14 protein-coding genes are annotated in these 16,061 nt (G+C 39.2%); 7 read left to right on the top strand and 7 right to left on the bottom strand.

Features of this window, described 5'->3' with window-relative positions; all coding sequences use genetic code 11:
• Nucleotides 1-475 precede the first annotated feature (475 nt).
• From ADS77_RS03795 to ADS77_RS03780, 4 genes are all read left to right on the top strand, one after another.
• Nucleotides 476-898 carry an MAPEG family protein gene (locus tag ADS77_RS03795; protein ID WP_054204690.1) on the top strand — a complete coding sequence of 141 codons (423 nt, stop codon included), beginning with the start codon at nt 476-478 and terminating at the stop codon, nt 896-898.
• Between the two features lie 312 nt (nt 899-1,210).
• Nucleotides 1,211-1,564 (top strand): hypothetical protein, encoded by a 354-nt coding sequence (locus tag ADS77_RS03790; RefSeq protein ID WP_054204689.1) that lies wholly within the window; start codon nt 1,211-1,213, stop codon nt 1,562-1,564.
• Nucleotides 1,565-1,663: 99 nt separating this feature from the next.
• Nucleotides 1,664-2,227, top strand: a complete 564-nt coding sequence (locus ADS77_RS03785) for a DUF922 domain-containing Zn-dependent protease (RefSeq protein WP_054204688.1) — start codon at nt 1,664-1,666, stop codon at nt 2,225-2,227.
• A gap of 229 nt (nt 2,228-2,456) precedes the next feature.
• Nucleotides 2,457-4,070, top strand: coding sequence for an ABC-F family ATPase (locus ADS77_RS03780; protein WP_054204687.1), 1,614 nt, complete (start codon nt 2,457-2,459; stop codon nt 4,068-4,070).
• Between the two features lie 399 nt (nt 4,071-4,469).
• Here ADS77_RS03780 and ADS77_RS03775 read toward each other — a convergent pair whose 3' ends face one another.
• Together ADS77_RS03775 and cspD are read right to left on the bottom strand one after the other, a co-directional pair.
• Complete coding sequence (locus tag ADS77_RS03775) at nt 4,470-6,692, bottom strand: NADP-dependent isocitrate dehydrogenase (protein WP_054204686.1); 2,223 nt, start codon at nt 6,690-6,692, stop codon at nt 4,470-4,472.
• A 479-nt stretch (nt 6,693-7,171) separates the two neighbouring features.
• Nucleotides 7,172-7,387 carry a cold shock domain-containing protein CspD gene (gene cspD, locus ADS77_RS03770; protein ID WP_054204685.1) on the bottom strand — a complete coding sequence of 72 codons (216 nt, stop codon included), beginning with the start codon at nt 7,385-7,387 and terminating at the stop codon, nt 7,172-7,174.
• Between the two features lie 208 nt (nt 7,388-7,595).
• On the opposite strand from cspD, the gene clpS reads away from it, so the two are divergent.
• Both clpS and clpA read left to right on the top strand, forming a co-directional pair.
• Nucleotides 7,596-7,904 carry an ATP-dependent Clp protease adapter ClpS gene (gene clpS / locus ADS77_RS03765; RefSeq protein WP_170173927.1) on the top strand — a complete coding sequence of 103 codons (309 nt, stop codon included), beginning with the start codon at nt 7,596-7,598 and terminating at the stop codon, nt 7,902-7,904.
• A 68-nt stretch (nt 7,905-7,972) separates the two neighbouring features.
• Entirely contained in the window at nt 7,973-10,237 is a 2,265-nt protein-coding gene (gene clpA, locus ADS77_RS03760; protein WP_054204683.1) for an ATP-dependent Clp protease ATP-binding subunit ClpA, read from the top strand.
• Nucleotides 10,238-10,419: 182 nt separating this feature from the next.
• Here clpA and infA read toward each other — a convergent pair whose 3' ends face one another.
• The 4 genes from infA to trxB all read right to left on the bottom strand — a co-directional run bounded on the left by infA (nt 10,420) and on the right by trxB (nt 13,223).
• Nucleotides 10,420-10,638, bottom strand: a complete 219-nt coding sequence (gene infA, locus ADS77_RS03755; RefSeq protein WP_002962494.1) for a translation initiation factor IF-1 — start codon at nt 10,636-10,638, stop codon at nt 10,420-10,422.
• Nucleotides 10,639-10,728: 90 nt separating this feature from the next.
• Entirely contained in the window at nt 10,729-11,433 is a 705-nt protein-coding gene (locus ADS77_RS03750; protein WP_054453055.1) for an arginyltransferase, read from the bottom strand.
• On the bottom strand, nt 11,426-12,142 hold the full coding sequence (aat, locus tag ADS77_RS03745) for a leucyl/phenylalanyl-tRNA--protein transferase (RefSeq protein ID WP_054204681.1): 717 nt from the start codon (nt 12,140-12,142) through the stop codon (nt 11,426-11,428). The genes ADS77_RS03750 and aat overlap by 8 nt, the downstream gene beginning before the upstream one ends.
• A 130-nt stretch (nt 12,143-12,272) precedes the next feature.
• Nucleotides 12,273-13,223, bottom strand: a complete 951-nt coding sequence (gene trxB, locus ADS77_RS03740; RefSeq protein WP_054204680.1) for a thioredoxin-disulfide reductase — start codon at nt 13,221-13,223, stop codon at nt 12,273-12,275.
• A 287-nt stretch (nt 13,224-13,510) separates the two neighbouring features.
• Here trxB and pssA point away from each other — a divergent pair, with 287 nt between their 5' ends.
• On the top strand, nt 13,511-14,836 hold the full coding sequence (pssA, locus tag ADS77_RS03735; RefSeq protein WP_054453054.1) for a CDP-diacylglycerol--serine O-phosphatidyltransferase: 1,326 nt from the start codon (nt 13,511-13,513) through the stop codon (nt 14,834-14,836).
• Nucleotides 14,837-14,924: 88 nt separating this feature from the next.
• Here the strand turns inward: pssA and ald are convergent, their stop codons facing one another.
• Nucleotides 14,925-16,046 (bottom strand): alanine dehydrogenase, encoded by a 1,122-nt coding sequence (ald, locus tag ADS77_RS03730; RefSeq protein ID WP_054204678.1) that lies wholly within the window; start codon nt 16,044-16,046, stop codon nt 14,925-14,927.
• Between the last annotated feature and the right edge of the window lie 15 nt (nt 16,047-16,061).

Here is a 16,061-nt window from a genome sequence, read left to right as displayed (position 1 = left end):
ATGATTTAAAATATAAAATAATTACTAAATTTTCAAAAGTATAGGCTATATACCCAAACCACCTCAAGATACAGACTTCAGCGTTTCACAGGTGTTTAATATCAAGGCGTTACTTTGCAATAATGGCAGTCCCTTTTAAGAAGTAACAACGATGAGAGTAAGCGCCTGTGGAACGCCCAACGGGTTGGTTTAAAAGCGATTTATACTGCGTTACTTTAATAAGGGAATGATTTTAACAAGGGAACAACCATTATTTGCAATCAATGCCTTGTCTAAATCGCTTTTAATTCCAACTGAAACTGCATCTTGAGGTGGCTTGGGTATGTATTTAAGGTTAACCATGTAGCTTTTATAAAGTATCAACTCAGATTTACAAAAAATTGCGCCGTAAAAATATAATGCATTTAAAATCATGCAGTTATAATTGGCTTGTGTTTTGCTTTACTTAAAGTACAAAGACTAAAAAGGAATATTGATGACTGAACTTACCTTATCGGCTTATTATGCGCTTTATCTCTATTTGATTATGTTGTTTATCCAATGGGCTATTGCAACGTTTAGTAAAGCAAGCAAGCCAAATGCGATACCAGGGAAAATTGATGATACCCTAAGCCACGAAAGCTTCATTTTTAGAGCGCATCGTACATTTCATAACACGCTTGAAAATAGCCCTTTATTTTTAGGGACGGTGCTTTTTTCTTTTATTATTGGGTATCACAGTGCCATCTTTGCAATGTGTATTTGGGTGTACGTTGTAGCCCGTATTTTACATATGGTATTTTACTATAGCATTGCAACAGAAAAGAATCCCAGCCCACGTAGTTACTTCTTCTTAGCCGCAGTGGGAGCCAATTTGGTTATGTTGGCTCTATTGGGCTTACGTTTAGTTGCTTATTAAGACTTTAGTGAAAGCATAGTTTGATTAAGAGGAGCCCGTTTGGCTCCTTTTACTTTTTGGTTCATTCATGGGAAACACAGAATTAATTATTTTTTACAAGACGCAGGGCCAAGAGCTTATCAATAGCGAGTTTTTATTGTCAGCATCATCACAAGAACAGGCAAGTTATATTATTCAATGACTAAAGCCTGCAAGCAGTGTTATACCCACTTTAGTTAAAACGTAATCATTTTCTTATCGTTATGATAAATTACTAGTTCTACAATTGGTATTATGAAATTTCCCAGCAATAAATAATAAAGGGGGTTGAATATGTCTATTTTAAACAGGTTATTTAGATGGGAGCGCGGTAGACAGCAATCAGGTTATGACAAAATGTTACTATGTGGTGCGTTGTGGCCAATTAAGTTTGATACCTACTTACTTAAATTTCCACAAGGTAGTGAGATAGCCCCTCATACGGATAAAGTTAAATGTGGTAGGCACTATAGATTAAATATTATTTTAAAAAATGCAGAGCAAGGCGGAGACTTTATTTGTAAAAAACCACTATTTGAAACTAAACGAATCAAGTTTTTTCGACCTGATGTATCGGAGCATCAAGTATCTAAAATAGTAAAAGGGAACAGGTACTTGTTAAGCATAGGCTGGGTGAAAACCCGTTGATAATTTTAAGTTACTTGAATCGCAAAGAATTGAACTATGCCGATAGATTAAAACCTGAGCAATCTCTTTTGCTAAAAAATTTAACAAGGAAATAGTAGTATGAGATTGATAATATTGAGTTTAATCTTTTTATTTACACCTATAGTAATAGCTGAACAGGTAATAGAACAAGATACGACTTACTATAAAGTCAAAGTCTCAAGTAAAGAAAAACTGCTTGAGTCGGTTAATCATGCATCGCCAATAAGAGAAAACGGGAAGGTTTTTCATGGTTATACACGTTTTGACATACGGTGGCGCTTTAATTGGGAAAAAACAGCGAAGCGATGCCGGTTAGTGCGTGTAAAAACAATATTACAACTTAAATACACAATGCCAGAACTCGATTCTGATAGCCAGCAAGTAAACACAGTATGGGCACCGTGGTATTCAAAGCTACTTCTGCATGAACAAGGTCACGGTGAGTTAGCTATTACTTTTGCTTCAAAAATAGAGGATGCGCTAAAAAGCATGCGCCCTCAGCGTGATTGTAAGACCTTATCTGATGATGCTAATACTGTAGCGTATAAGATTGTGGAACAATTGAATAAAGCAAGTGCTGCGTATGATGTAAAAACAAACCACGGTGAAACCCAAGGTGCGTGGCTTCATTCGCATTTATAAACGAGGTTTTATGGGCAAACCCACGAGTACTTTCCCTGTAAATTACGAGATAAGCGTAAAGTAACGTAATAAAATGCATACAAACCCAGACAGTGCTCGACAGGTGGGGCTAGCCGTCTGTATAATTCGCGTCCTCTTTATACCGTATAATCGCACCGACTATTGTCAGGGCTGCTTTTTTTGAAATAAAAAATAGCGTGCTCTACAGTACGTGCTTAGGAAATTCATCTTGATCTCTACCGCTAATATCACCATGCAGTTTGGTGCTGAACCATTATTTGAAAACATCTCTGCTAAATTTAGTAACGGCAATCGTTATGGCCTAATTGGCGCAAATGGGTGCGGTAAGTCGACCTTTATGAAAATCCTAAATGGTTCATTAGCTCCAACATCAGGTAATGTGTCAATTGGACCAGGTCTGAAAGTAGGTAACTTGAGCCAAGATCAGTTTGCTTTTGAGCAATACTCAGTGGTTGATACCGTGATCATGGGTGACGTTGCACTGTGGGAAATTAAACAAGAACGTGACCGTATTTATTCATTGCCCGAAATGAGTGAAGCCGATGGTATGAAAGTTGCTGAGCTTGAAAGTATTTTTGCAGAGATGGATGGTTACAGCGCGGAAAGTCGTGCAGGTGACATTTTATTAAAAGCAGGTATAGAAGAAGAGTTTCATTTTGGTCTAATGTCACAAGTCGCCCCTGGCTGGAAATTACGTGTGTTATTAGCGCAGGCTTTATTTGCAAATCCAGATATATTATTACTGGATGAGCCAACCAATAACTTGGACATCCACACAATCAGCTGGTTAGAGCATGAACTTAACCAACGTAAATGTACCATGATTATTATTTCTCATGACCGTTATTTTTTAAATGCAGTATGTACTCATATGGCCGATATTGATTACGGTGAACTGCGTATTTACCCTGGTAACTATGAGAAATTCATTGAAGCATCAACACTTATTCGTGATCAGTTACTCGCTGGTAATGCCAAAAAGCAATCTGAGATTGAAGAGCTACAAGATTTCGTAAATCGTTTTGGTGCCAACGCATCAAAAGCTAAACAAGCGAGTTCACGTGCAAAGCGTATGGATAAAATTAGCTTAGATGAAGTGAAATCATCTAGCCGCATGGCACCTTCACTGTATTTTGATGAAGGTAAAAAGATGCACCGCCAAGCATTGATTTTAGAAGATTTTGGTCATGGTTTTGATGGCGAAGTACTGTTTGAAAATGGTGAGCTAATTTTAGAAGCTGGTTCTAAACTAGCCATCATCGGCGAAAACGGTGTTGGTAAATCAACCTTCATTCGCTGTTTAGTGGGGGAGCTTGAAGCGAATCATGGCGTGGTTAAATGGTCAGAAAACGCATCTGTAGGCTATTGCCCTCAAGATAGCAGTAAAGACTTTGATAATGACTTAACTTTATTTGATTGGATGTCACAATGGCGTACGGCCAAACATAATGACTTAATGGTACGCGGCATGTTAGGGCGGTTGTTGTTTACTGCTGATGATTCTAACAAGAAAGCTAAAAACTGTTCGGGTGGTGAGAAAAACCGTTTATTATTTGGCAAACTAATGATGCAAGACGTAAATGTGTTGATAATGGATGAGCCAACCAACCACATGGATATGGAAGCTATTGAAGCGCTAAACAATGCATTAAAAGGCTTCGAAGGCACATTGATTTTTGTAAGCCATGACCGTGAGTTTGTATCGTCATTGGCGACTCGTATTATCGATATTCGTGATAAAGAAGTTGTGAATTTCCACGGTACATTTAATGAATTCATGGCGAGTCAGCAAGAACAAGCGAAGATCCAAGCTGTAAAGTGATATTTTGCTAGGAAACCAATCTTGAATTCAAATTCAGTGCCAGTCAGCTATTAATTAATACTGACTGGTGCTTCTATGTCTAGGGTCTCTTACGTTGCATGAACTCATTGGTGAGTTTGGTGCTAAACTTTACTGAAGTTAATTTCAATCCGCAATAATACTAAGTCATTTTGAGGTATCAAACCTGACGCTAACGGCGTTAAAAATTTCTTATTTAGAACAACTAAATGACGATATTTTTGCCTTGTTATCGACAAGGTTTTTTTGCCACAAAATAGATCTCATAATTAAGAGAATTGGAATAATTTGAGTCGGTATTGAAAAAGATGGATCTTTGTATTAGGCACAAAAAAGGCGCTCACTTTAACAGTGAACGCCTTTTTTAATTTTAACCGATACTTATATTAATTTAGCTAATATATCGTTAAATGTAGTGCTTGGACGCATTGCTTCGAATGCTGCAGCATCATTTGGTTGGAAATAACCACCGATGTTTACTGCCGGACCTTGTGCGTCATTAAGTTCATTAATGATTTGCTCTTTATTGCTTTCTAAATCGCTGGCGATTTGAGTAAACTGTGCTTTAAGTTCACTGTCGTCGTCTTGCTTAGCAAGCTCTTGCGCCCAGAATAAAGATAAGAAGAAATGAGAACCACGGTTATCAATTTCTTTCACTTTACGCGAAGGCGATTTATTTTCAGCAAGGAAAGTTCCTGTTGCTTTATCAAGCGTATCAGCAAGTACTTGTGCTTTGTTGTTACCCGTTGTAGTGCTCAGGTGCTCAAGTGATGCGGCAAGTGCTAAAAATTCACCCAAAGAATCCCAACGTAAGTGGTTTTCTTTTTCGAACTGTTGTACGTGCTTAGGTGCAGAACCACCCGCGCCAGTTTCAAATAAACCGCCGCCATTCATAAGAGGCACGATTGACAGCATTTTAGCGCTTGTACCAAGCTCTAGAATTGGGAATAAATCAGTAAGGTAATCGCGTAGTACGTTACCCGTTACTGAAATAGTGTCTAGGCCGTCTTTAATACGTGCAAGAGAGAATAACGTAGCTTCAAGTGGCGCTAAAATTTGGATATCAAGGCCAGAAGTATCATGGTTTGGTAAATATGCATTTACTTTTTTGATGATTTGCGCATCGTGTGCACGGTTTTCATCAAGCCAGAAAATTGCAGGGTTACCCGTAGCACGTGCGCGGTTAACCGCTAACTTAACCCAATCTTGGATTGGTGCATCTTTAACCTGACACATGCGCCAGATATCGCCTTGCTCAACACTGTGCTCAAGTAAAGTTGTGCCATTTGTATCTACAACACGAATGACACCGTTTGCAGGTGCTTCAAACGTTTTGTCGTGTGAACCATACTCTTCCGCTTTTTGGGCCATTAGGCCTACGTTTGGTACGCTACCCATAGTGGTAGGATCAAATGCGCCATGCTCTTTACAAAAATCAATCGTTGCTTGATATACACTTGAATAACAACGATCAGGAATTACAAAGCTAGTATCTTGTAATTTACCTTCGTTATTCCACATTTGGCCGCTTGAACGGATAGCTGCAGGCATAGATGCATCGATGATCACATCACTTGGTACGTGAAGGTTAGTGATGCCACGATCAGAATCAACCATTGCAATTGCAGGGCGAGTTGCATAAACAGCGTCAATATCAGCTTCGATTTCAGTGCGTTTTGCATCATCTAAAGTTTGAATTTTAGCGTAAACATCACCCAGGCCATTGTTTACATCAACACCTAGCTCAGCAAATAAAGCACCGTGCTTTGCAAAAACATCTTTATAGAATACTTTTACTGCGTGGCCAAAGATGATTGGATCAGACACTTTCATCATGGTTGCTTTCATATGTAATGAAAACAAGATGCCTTTTTCTTTCGCTACTTCAATTTCTGCAGCTAAGAATGCTTGTAATTTAGCAACACTAATTGAAGATGCGTCAATTACTTCGCCAGCTAGTAGCGGTGTGCTTGCCTTAAGTACAGATACATCACCATTTGCAGCAACATGTTCAATACGTACATCTGTTGCAGCATCAACTGTTACTGATTGCTCAGAACCAAAAAAGTCGCCTTCACTCATACTAGCTACATAAGAAGCTGAATCTTTGCTCCATGCGCCCATTGAATGAGGATTATTACGTGCATATTCTTTTACAGAACCAGGCGCACGACGGTCAGAGTTACCTTCACGTAATACAGGGTTTACTGCGCTACCTTTGATTTTGTCGTATGTAGCTTGAATTGCTTTTTCTTCGTCTGTTTTAGGTTCAGCAGGGTAATCTGGAAGTGCATAACCTTTTTCTTGTAGTTCTTTGATAACAGAACGTAATTGTGGAACAGAAGCACTGATATTAGGCAGTTTGATGATGTTAGCTTCAGGTGTTTTAGCAAGCTCACCTAATTCAGCAAGTGCATCGCCAATGCGTTGTTCTTGCGTTAAATACTCAGGGAAGTTAGCAATAACACGACCAGCTAAAGAGATGTCACGTGTTTCAACTTCAACGCCAGCGGCATTAGTATAAGCTTGGATGATCGGCAGCAGCGAGTAAGTTGCTAGTGCCGGAGCTTCGTCTGTTTTAGTGTAGATAATTTTTGATGTCATCATCATTCCTAGATAGTAGGCATAAAAGCCATATTCAACAATGCAAAGAATACCATCGCTATCATGCAAGCACGATTGAGCAATAGTCAGTCTGTTAGGTGTTAATACTGTAAGTCCTTTGCACTATGCAATGGACGTGATAAATAACCACACCTGACGAACTGTATTAAATTTACTGTAATTTTGTAGCCAATTAAATGATCCATTAGCATAGGTATTGCCACTTAAAGAGCTATGTAAGGCCGTTTTTAAGCACAAAGAGTGTAACAAGCTTGGCACAAAAGGGCTAATAACAAATAGGACATGGGGTTATTAAAAAAGAATTTCAAGAGGAAGGGCAGTTTTTGTTCATTAAGAACGTTTAATTTCTAACTATATCGGGTTATTTTTACATTAAAACACGTTTGATGAAAAAAATTGTAGGGAGGATTAAGCGAGGATCTTTACAGAACGCTCGCTTTAGTCGAATATTTATACAGCTACACTAACTCTTCGTTAGGAGCGATATTAGTTGCATGCATGCCTTTTGGGCCTTGCTGCAATTCGAATGTTACATCTTGACCAGCTTTAAGCGTTTTATAACCGTCCATTACAATCGTTGAGTAATGGGCGAATATGTCATTCTCGCAGCCGTCTTCCACGATGAAACCAAAACCTTTGGCGTTGTTGAACCATTTGACTTTACCACAAGCCATACTTCTACATCCTTCTATAAGTTGACTAATTTAGTTATTCTAAACCGTATAGTTTGATAGACTGACTAAGGTTTAATCAATCTACAATTGACTGTAGTTTATTTCGCCGATCAGTCAAGTGTTTTAAACTATTTTTTAACATTTAATTTATTTTTAATTCAAGTTTGCTTGAGTTCCAAAGACAAGACTATATTTAATTATGAGTGGCATGAAAGATTCGGATGTTTTAGATACTGTTCGCGATAGTGAAAAGCAAAAATTGCAACCACCGCGAAAGTATAAAGTCATTTTAAATAATGATGATTACACGCCAATGGACTTTGTAATAGAAGTACTTACGACGTTTTTTAATATGGATAGCGATAGAGCAACAGATGTGATGCTTCAGGTTCATCAGAATGGTCGCGCTATTTGCGGTGTTTATACAGCCGATGTAGCGTATTCCAAAGTTGACCAAGTTAATCGTTACGCACGTGATAACGAGCATCCACTGCTATGTAGTTGTGAGCAGGAATAATACCAAGGTAGGGTGATCAGAATACCCATCACAACGGTATATTTATTTATCTCAGTAAGGGGTTGCCAATGCTAAACAAAGACTTAGAACTAACTTTAAACGCGGCGTTTCGTGAAGCGCGTACACGCCGCCATGAATTCATGACAGTGGAGCATTTATTGCTTGCGCTGATCGATAATCCCTCTGCAGGCGAGGCATTAATCGCATGCGCAGTGGATATGGCTGCACTAAAAACAGAGTTATCAGAATTTATTGATGAAACAACACCCGTTATTCCAGATCTGGAAGATGAGCGTGAGACTCAGCCAACACTTGGCTTTCAGCGTGTTTTACAACGAGCTGTGTTTCATGTGCAATCATCAGGAAAAAATGAAGTAACAGGCGTAAATGTATTAGTTGCTATTTTTTCTGAGCAAGAAAGCCAAGCGGTTTATTTACTGAAGAAAAGCGATATTTCACGGTTAGATATTGTTAACTTTATTTCACATGGTATAGCTAAATCAGATGATGAAATAGGTGGTGAAGAGTCAGACGATATTCATGAAGAAGTGCAAGGTGCACAAGGTGAAGAACCAAGTAAATTAGATAATTTTACGACTAATTTAAATGTGCAAGCCCGTGAAGGGAATATTGATCCGCTTGTAGGGCGCGATAGTGAGGTTGAACGTACGGTTCAAGTTTTATGTCGTCGTAAAAAGAACAATCCGCTACTCGTAGGTGAAGCAGGCGTTGGTAAAACAGCCATTGCTGAAGGCTTAGCTTATCGGATTGTTAATGAACAAGTGCCGGAGGTCATTGCAGATGCCGTTGTATATTCATTAGATATGGGCGCTTTACTTGCAGGGACTAAATATCGAGGCGATTTTGAAAAACGCTTCAAAGCATTACTAAAAGAGCTTCAAGCAAAGCCTGGCGCGATTTTATTTATAGATGAGATTCATACCATCATTGGTGCCGGCGCAGCCTCTGGTGGCGTTATGGACGCATCTAACCTACTTAAACCGCTGCTTTCGAGTGGCAAGTTACGTTGTATGGGGTCGACTACATATAACGAGTATAAAAATATCTTTGAAAAAGATCGTGCTTTAGTGCGTCGTTTCCAAAAAATTGATGTACTTGAACCAAGCGTGGCAGACACGACTAAAATTCTAAATGGTCTAAAAGAGCGTTATGAAGAGCACCATGGTATTCGCTATACGCAAAAAGCGTTAAAGGCAGCAGCTGAGCTTAGTGCTAAATATATTAATGAGCGTCATTTACCAGATAAAGCGATTGATGTTATTGATGAAGCGGGCGCGAGTCAGCGTTTACAGCCAATCTCTAAACGTAAGAAGACCATTGGTGTTGCCGATATAGAATTGATTGTTGCCAAAATGGCGCGTATTCCACAACAAAGTGTGTCATCAAGTGACAAAGAGACGTTAAAAAATCTTGACCGTAACCTGAAGATGTTAGTATTTGGACAAGATCAATCAATTGATGCATTAACGTCGGCAATTCGGTTATCTCGTTCTGGCTTATCAAGCGAAGATAAACCGGTAGGCTCATTCTTGTTTGCAGGCCCGACGGGTGTTGGTAAAACAGAAGTGACTAAGCAACTTGCAAAGTGCATGGGTGTTGAGTTTATTCGATTTGATATGTCAGAGTATGTTGAGCGCCATGCCGTGAGTCGTTTGATCGGAGCACCGCCAGGGTATGTTGGTTTTGAACAAGGTGGCTTACTAACCGAAGCTGTTATCAAAAATCCACACTCAGTTGTATTGCTTGATGAAATTGAAAAAGCGCATTCTGATATTTACAACATTCTGTTGCAAGTAATGGATCATGGCACTTTAACTGACAACAATGGACGTAAGGCTGACTTTAGAAACGTTGTTGTTGTTATGACCACTAATGCGGGCGTACAAGAAACAGTGCGTAAATCAATTGGTTTTACTGATCAAGATCATTCGCATGACGCGATGAGCGAAATTAATAAAGTATTTTCACCGGAGTTTAGAAACCGTTTAGATAACATTATTTGGTTTAATCATTTAGACCGTGATGTAACCTTACTGGTTGTTGATAAATTTATTGTTGAGCTTCAAGCACAACTGGATAAAAAATCAGTTAACCTTGAGCTTACTTCTAAAGCGCGTGAATGGCTTGCTGATAAAGGTTATGACAAAGCAATGGGTGCACGCCCAATGGGACGGGTGATCCAAGAGCAGCTTAAAAAGCCACTAGCCAATGAAATTTTATTTGGTGCACTTATTGATGGTGGAACAGTGAAAGTATCGCTTAAAGATAAAAAACTTCGTTTTGATTATGAAACGAATTTAACCCCTGCATAAAAGCGTTTGTAATAACGCAGATAACAAAAAGCCCAGCAAATGCTGGGCTTTTTGTTTATTAAATGTAATGGTCAGCAACTTGCATTCAATTACATTTAATAAACGCTTCAAGCTAATGTAGTAAGTAACTAAGTTACTTAGACAACTTAGCTAAAAACTTGATATTTCGTTAACGCACTAACTTAGCGAGCACGGAATACGATGCGACCTTTCGATAAATCGTATGGGGTCATTTCTACAGTAACTTTATCGCCGGTTAAAATACGAATATAGTTTTTACGCATTTTACCTGAAATATGAGCCACAACTACGTGACCATTTTCAAGCTCAACTCGGAACATTGTATTTGGTAAAGTATCAAGGACCGTCCCTTGCATTTCGATTACGTCTTCTTTCGCCATGTTTAGCGTAACACCTCTTTAATAGTTAAACGATGCAGATTCTGCCGAAAATACTCCAATAAGTAAAGCCACAGTAGCTATTTTTGCAAATTAAATAGTCAGCCACTCATCTGCAACCCTATTTTGTGCAGGTAAAAATTGAGTTTTGTAACGCATTTTAGCGCATTCATCAATTTGGTAACCTAAGTAGACAAAATCTTTATTGTGTAGTTGAGCAAACTTTATCTGCTCTAAAATCATTAATGTGCCTAAACTAAAATGCTCAAAATCGGGGTCAAAAAAAGTATAAATAGCTGAAATGGCGTTGTTCATACAATCAGTTACGGCCACAGCGATAAGTTTTTCTTGGTGCCATAATTCAATAAACGTAATAGGTAACCATTGGCAAAATAAGAAACTTTGATATTGTGATTGTTCAGGAGGGTACATTGAACCCTCTTGATGACGCTGCGTGATATATTTGCTGTAAAGTGGGTAATATTCAAGGCGTTCTTGTTGTGAATACGTCACTGTAAATTGATTTTTTGCCTTATTAAGTTTACGTTTTTGTGATTTTGTCGGTGAAAACTGTTGAGCTAATACTCTTACTGACTTACACGCACTGCAAACAGGGCAGTGTGGACGGTAAATTTGGTCACCACTTCGCCGAAAGCCAAGTGCTAATAATGCTTCAAATTTTTCACTGCTGTAGCAGCTAGGTTCGAGGATCACTAATAATTGCTCTTGCCTATCAGTAAGGTAGCTACAATCAAATTGTTGGCTCAAACCTAAACGAGCCGGTAAATGGTCAGTCATAAATAGCTATAAGCTCCTGCGCTTGCCACATCGTTGGTGGTATTTTAAAACTGCTGGCTTGTTTAAGTTTAGTTAAAAATTCGCTTCGCGGTAGGACTTTTTGCCCCAATGATAGCAAGTAAGGGTTTTCTAGTTGGCAATCAATGAAATGTGCGTTGTGGCGCTTAAGCCAATTCACTAAAGCCCACATCGCTAATTTAGAACAGTTAGTTTGATGATGAAACATAGATTCCCCACAAAACACGCCGTTTTGCATCATTCCGTATAAGCCACCAACAAGTTCATCATCTATCCATATTTCAAGGCTGTGGGCAACACCAGCTAGGTGTGCTTGCTGGTAAGCATTGATCATTTCACTTGTGATCCATGTTCCTTCAACATCTTGGCGCTGTTGTTGACATGCTTCAATAACATCATTAAAAGCGGTATTAATGGTTACTTTTACTGGGTGTTTTTTCAGGTGTTTCCGTAAACTGCGGCTAACATGAAACTCATTCAGCTCAATAATGCCGCGCATACTTGGTGACCACCACATTATAGGTTCATACTCGCTAAACCATGGGAAAATGCCGTGTATGTATGCATTTTTCAATCGCTCTATAGATAAACAACCACCCACAGCCAGTAAGCCATCGGGATCATCAAGTGCATGTGTTGGGTTAGGAAACTCAAAGTGGCTATTGGAGAGTTGATAAAGCTGTTTAGTCATAACATCAGTAAATAAAAAATAAGACGAATTAAAAAGTGTAACCTGCAAGATTAAAATTACAAAGGGGGAATATAAAAAAGGGCTGAAATATCAGCCCTTAATACTTGCATTTAAGAATACAAACCAATATTTATAGATTATCTAAGAAGCGCTCAGCATCTAATGCAGCCATACAGCCAGTACCCGCTGAGGTAATTGCTTGACGGTAAATGTGATCAGAGACATCACCTGCAGCAAATACACCAGGTACGCTTGTTTGCGTTGCATTACCGTTAAGACCTGATTCAACAACTAAGTAGCCGTCCTTCATTTCTAACTGGCCTACAAACATATCAGTATTAGGTTTATGGCCAATGGCGATAAATACGCCTGCTAAATCGAGTTCTTCAGTTGCGTCAGATTGCGCATCTTTAATACGAATGCCAGTTACGCCCATTTGATCGCCTAATACTTCATCAAGTGTGCGATTGTAATGTAATACCACGTTGCCGTTCGCTGCTTTTTCAGCAAGACGATCAGCTAATATTTTTTCACTGCGAAAGCTATCACGGCGATGAATAACATGAACTTCGTCTGCGATGTTTGACAAGTAAAGCGCTTCTTCAACAGCCGTATTACCACCGCCTACAACCGCAACTTTTTGACCTTTATAGAAAAAGCCATCACATGTTGCGCAGGCAGAGACGCCACGGCCTTGGAAGTTAGTTTCAGACTCTAGGCCTAAGTATTTCGCTGATGCGCCTGTAGCAATGATTAGCGCGTCACATGTGTACGTACCTTGGTCACCAGTAAGTGTAAACGGGCGCTTAGATACATCGACTTTATTAATATGGTCAAATACAATTTCAGTTTCAAAACGTTCAGCGTGTTCTTTCATGCGATCCATTAATGCCGGACCTGTTAAACCATGAGCATCACCTGGCCAGTTTTCTACTTCAGTTGTCGTTGTAAGTTGACCACCTTGTTGCATGCCTGTGATTAATACAGGGTTTAAATTTGCGCGCGCTGCGTAAACGGCTGCGGTGTAACCTGCAGGGCCAGATCCTAAAATTAGTAACTTACAATGTTTTGCTTCACTCATGTTTTTTATCCTAAACGTTTAATAGCGTATTAATGCGCTCGATTTTAAGAGAAACAAGGGGGAAGTAAATAAAAGCGATGATTATTTTTTTTTATAAATCGCAAAGCTGTCAAATATTGTGTACTAAGATTGTGAAAAATAGCTGTTCTGTACGATATGTACACTATTAATCTATTATTACCCTAACAAGCATCGTTAATTCATGACCACGCTGTATTTTTTTGATATGTTTTAACTAATTTTGATTTGTTGCGCTGTTTTGGCGTGACCTAAGTGAATAGGCATCTATGTTATTTTGGCAGGAAAAACCCGCGTTTGGGTTGACTTCAAAAGACGTTAACGTCTTAACCAATGCACAAGAATATCGTTCGAATCTTCTGGATCTGATCGCAAACGCGAAAACACGGATCTATATTACCGCGCTTTATTTACAGGATGATGAAGCTGGGCGAGAAATTTTAGAAGCATTGCACCACGCTTCATTAGCAAACCCAGTATTAGAAATAAAGGTGCTAGTGGATTTTCATCGTGCTCAACGTGGTTTGATTGGCGCGGCTAAATCGGATGGTAACGCAAGTTTATATTGTGAATACCAAGAAAAATATCAATCAAATGTACAAATTTATGGCGTACCAGTCAAAGCTAAAGAGCTATTTGGGGTACTGCATTTAAAGGGTTTTGTGATTGATGATACGTTGTTATATAGCGGCGCAAGTCTCAATAACGTTTATTTACAATTTGAAGAACGTTATCGGCTTGATCGTTACTTTTTGATTAATCAATTTGCGTTATGTAATGCTGTGGTCGATTTTATAGAGCAAGAATTATTAAGTTCTGAGGCTGTACCGCGTATTGATGTGCGTCCATTAACTAAGTTTAACGACATTAAAGTAGTGCAAAAGCAATTAATGCGGGCACTTAAACAAGCAACATATGCACATGGACCTGAAAATAACGAACAACCATTAGGTGTACGCTTATTTTTAGGGTTAGGCCGACGAAATAACGAATTAAATCGCGCGATAAAGTCGTTATTTGATACGACTGAAAAAGAGCTTGTTCTTTACACGCCTTATTTTAACTTTCCAGCACCGTTAATGCGCTCGTTAAGGCGTTTACTTAAACAAGGTAAGCAAATAACAATTGTGGTGGGTGACAAAACCGCCAATGATTTTTATACGCCCCCAAGTGAGCCATTTAGTAAAATAGGTGCTTTACCGTATTTGTATGAAACGATTTTGCATAAATTTTTAAAGTCGCAACAACGCCATATAACGAATGGAAATTTAAATGTTTACTTGTGGCAACACGAAAGCAACTCGTTTCATTTAAAAGGCATTTGCTCTGATCAAAAGTACCATTTACTCAGTGGTCACAATTTAAACCCGCGTGCATGGGGTTTAGACATTGAAAACGGTATTTTATTAGATGATCCAGAGCAAAGTTTAATGCCAGCAATTGATAATGAAAGAGCTGAAATATTAAAACACTGCCGCCGTTTATCCGGTGCTGAAGATTTAGAGACTATGGACGACTACCCGCCAGCAGTTAAAAAAATACTTGGCCAAGCAAAGCGTGTAAAGGTTGATTTTATTATCAAGCGATTTATATAAAGCGAATTAAAGCAAAATTTAGACATAAAAAAAGCAGCGAATTCGCTGCTTTTTTACTAATTAACGTACGCTAATTAACGTGCGTTAATTATGCGTTTTCAACAGCTGTACGTGGATCAACGTATTCCATGTTGAATGCTTCAGCTACTTCTTTGTAAGTAACTTGACCTTTGATCACGTTAAGACCTTTAAGGAAGTTAGCGTCATCTAATAATGCCTTTTTGTAACCTTTATTTGCAAGGTTAATGATGAAAGGCAATGTTGCATTGTTAAGTGCAAATGTAGATGTGCGCGGAACAGCACCAGGCATATTAGCAACACAGTAGTGAACAACGTCATCAACGATGAATGTAGGATCAGCATGCGTAGTTGCTTTAGATGTTGCGATACAACCACCTTGGTCGATTGCAACGTCTACAATAGCAGAACCAGGCTTCATCGCTTTAATGTGCTCAGCAGTAACTAGTTTAGGCGCAGCAGCACCTGGGATAAGTACACCACCAATAACAAGATCAGCCTCAAGTACGTGTTTTTCAAGTGCATCAGCCGTTGAGTAAATAGCTTTAACTTTATTACCAAACTGTGCATCAAGAGCACGAAGTACATCGATGTTACGATCAAGTACGACAACTTCAGCACCTAGGCCTACTGCCATTTGCGCTGCGCTACGACCAACCATACCGCCGCCAATAACAACAACTTTAGCTGGCTCAACGCCCGGTACACCACCAAGTAGCATGCCGCGACCGTGGTTTGATTTTTCAAGGGCTTGTGCGCCTGCTTGAATTGACATACGACCAGCAACTTCGCTCATAGGCGCAAGAAGAGGTAGGCCACCACGTGAATCAGTAACCGTTTCGTATGCAATACAAATTGCTTTACTCTTTACTAGGTCTTCTGTTTGTGGAAGATCAGGTGCAAGGTGCAGATAAGTGAAAAGAATTTGGTCTTCACGTAGCATCGCACGTTCAACAGCTTGTGGCTCTTTTACTTTTATAATCATCTCTGCTGTTGCGAAAACTTCAGCTGCTGTTGCTAGAATTTCTGCACCAGCTAGCGTGTAATCTTCGTTAGTGAAGCCAATGCCCATACCAGCATTAGTTTCAACAAAAACTTGGTGGCCGTGGTTTACTAACTCACGAACACTAGCAGGGACCATACCTACACGGTATTCATGGTTTTTTATTTCTTTAGGTACACCGATAATCATAATATTGCCTTGTTT

Origin of the sequence: Pseudoalteromonas porphyrae (assembly GCF_001298125.1) — a bacterium.
Classification (GTDB): Bacteria; Pseudomonadota; Gammaproteobacteria; order Enterobacterales; family Alteromonadaceae; genus Pseudoalteromonas; species Pseudoalteromonas neustonica.
This window is presented reverse-complemented; position numbering and strand designations above follow the sequence as displayed.

Excerpts from the sequence above, each read along its gene's own strand:
- pssA (WP_054453054.1), top strand. The coding sequence starts at position 13,511 with ATGTTATTTTGGCAGGAAAAACCCGCGTTTGGGTTGACTTCAAAAGAC.
- ald (WP_054204678.1), bottom strand. The coding sequence starts at position 16,046 with ATGATTATCGGTGTACCTAAAGAAATAAAAAACCATGAATACCGTGTA.
- clpA (WP_054204683.1), top strand. The coding sequence starts at position 7,973 with ATGCTAAACAAAGACTTAGAACTAACTTTAAACGCGGCGTTTCGTGAA.
- ADS77_RS03785 (WP_054204688.1), top strand. The coding sequence starts at position 1,664 with ATGAGATTGATAATATTGAGTTTAATCTTTTTATTTACACCTATAGTA.
- trxB (WP_054204680.1), bottom strand. The coding sequence starts at position 13,223 with ATGAGTGAAGCAAAACATTGTAAGTTACTAATTTTAGGATCTGGCCCT.
- aat (WP_054204681.1), bottom strand. The coding sequence starts at position 12,142 with ATGACTAAACAGCTTTATCAACTCTCCAATAGCCACTTTGAGTTTCCT.
- infA (WP_002962494.1), bottom strand. The coding sequence starts at position 10,638 with ATGGCGAAAGAAGACGTAATCGAAATGCAAGGGACGGTCCTTGATACT.
- ADS77_RS03795 (WP_054204690.1), top strand. The coding sequence starts at position 476 with ATGACTGAACTTACCTTATCGGCTTATTATGCGCTTTATCTCTATTTG.
- cspD (WP_054204685.1), bottom strand. The coding sequence starts at position 7,387 with ATGGCTTGTGGTAAAGTCAAATGGTTCAACAACGCCAAAGGTTTTGGT.
- clpS (WP_170173927.1), top strand. The coding sequence starts at position 7,596 with ATGAAAGATTCGGATGTTTTAGATACTGTTCGCGATAGTGAAAAGCAA.
- ADS77_RS03790 (WP_054204689.1), top strand. The coding sequence starts at position 1,211 with ATGTCTATTTTAAACAGGTTATTTAGATGGGAGCGCGGTAGACAGCAA.
- ADS77_RS03775 (WP_054204686.1), bottom strand. The coding sequence starts at position 6,692 with ATGACATCAAAAATTATCTACACTAAAACAGACGAAGCTCCGGCACTA.
- ADS77_RS03750 (WP_054453055.1), bottom strand. The coding sequence starts at position 11,433 with ATGACTGACCATTTACCGGCTCGTTTAGGTTTGAGCCAACAATTTGAT.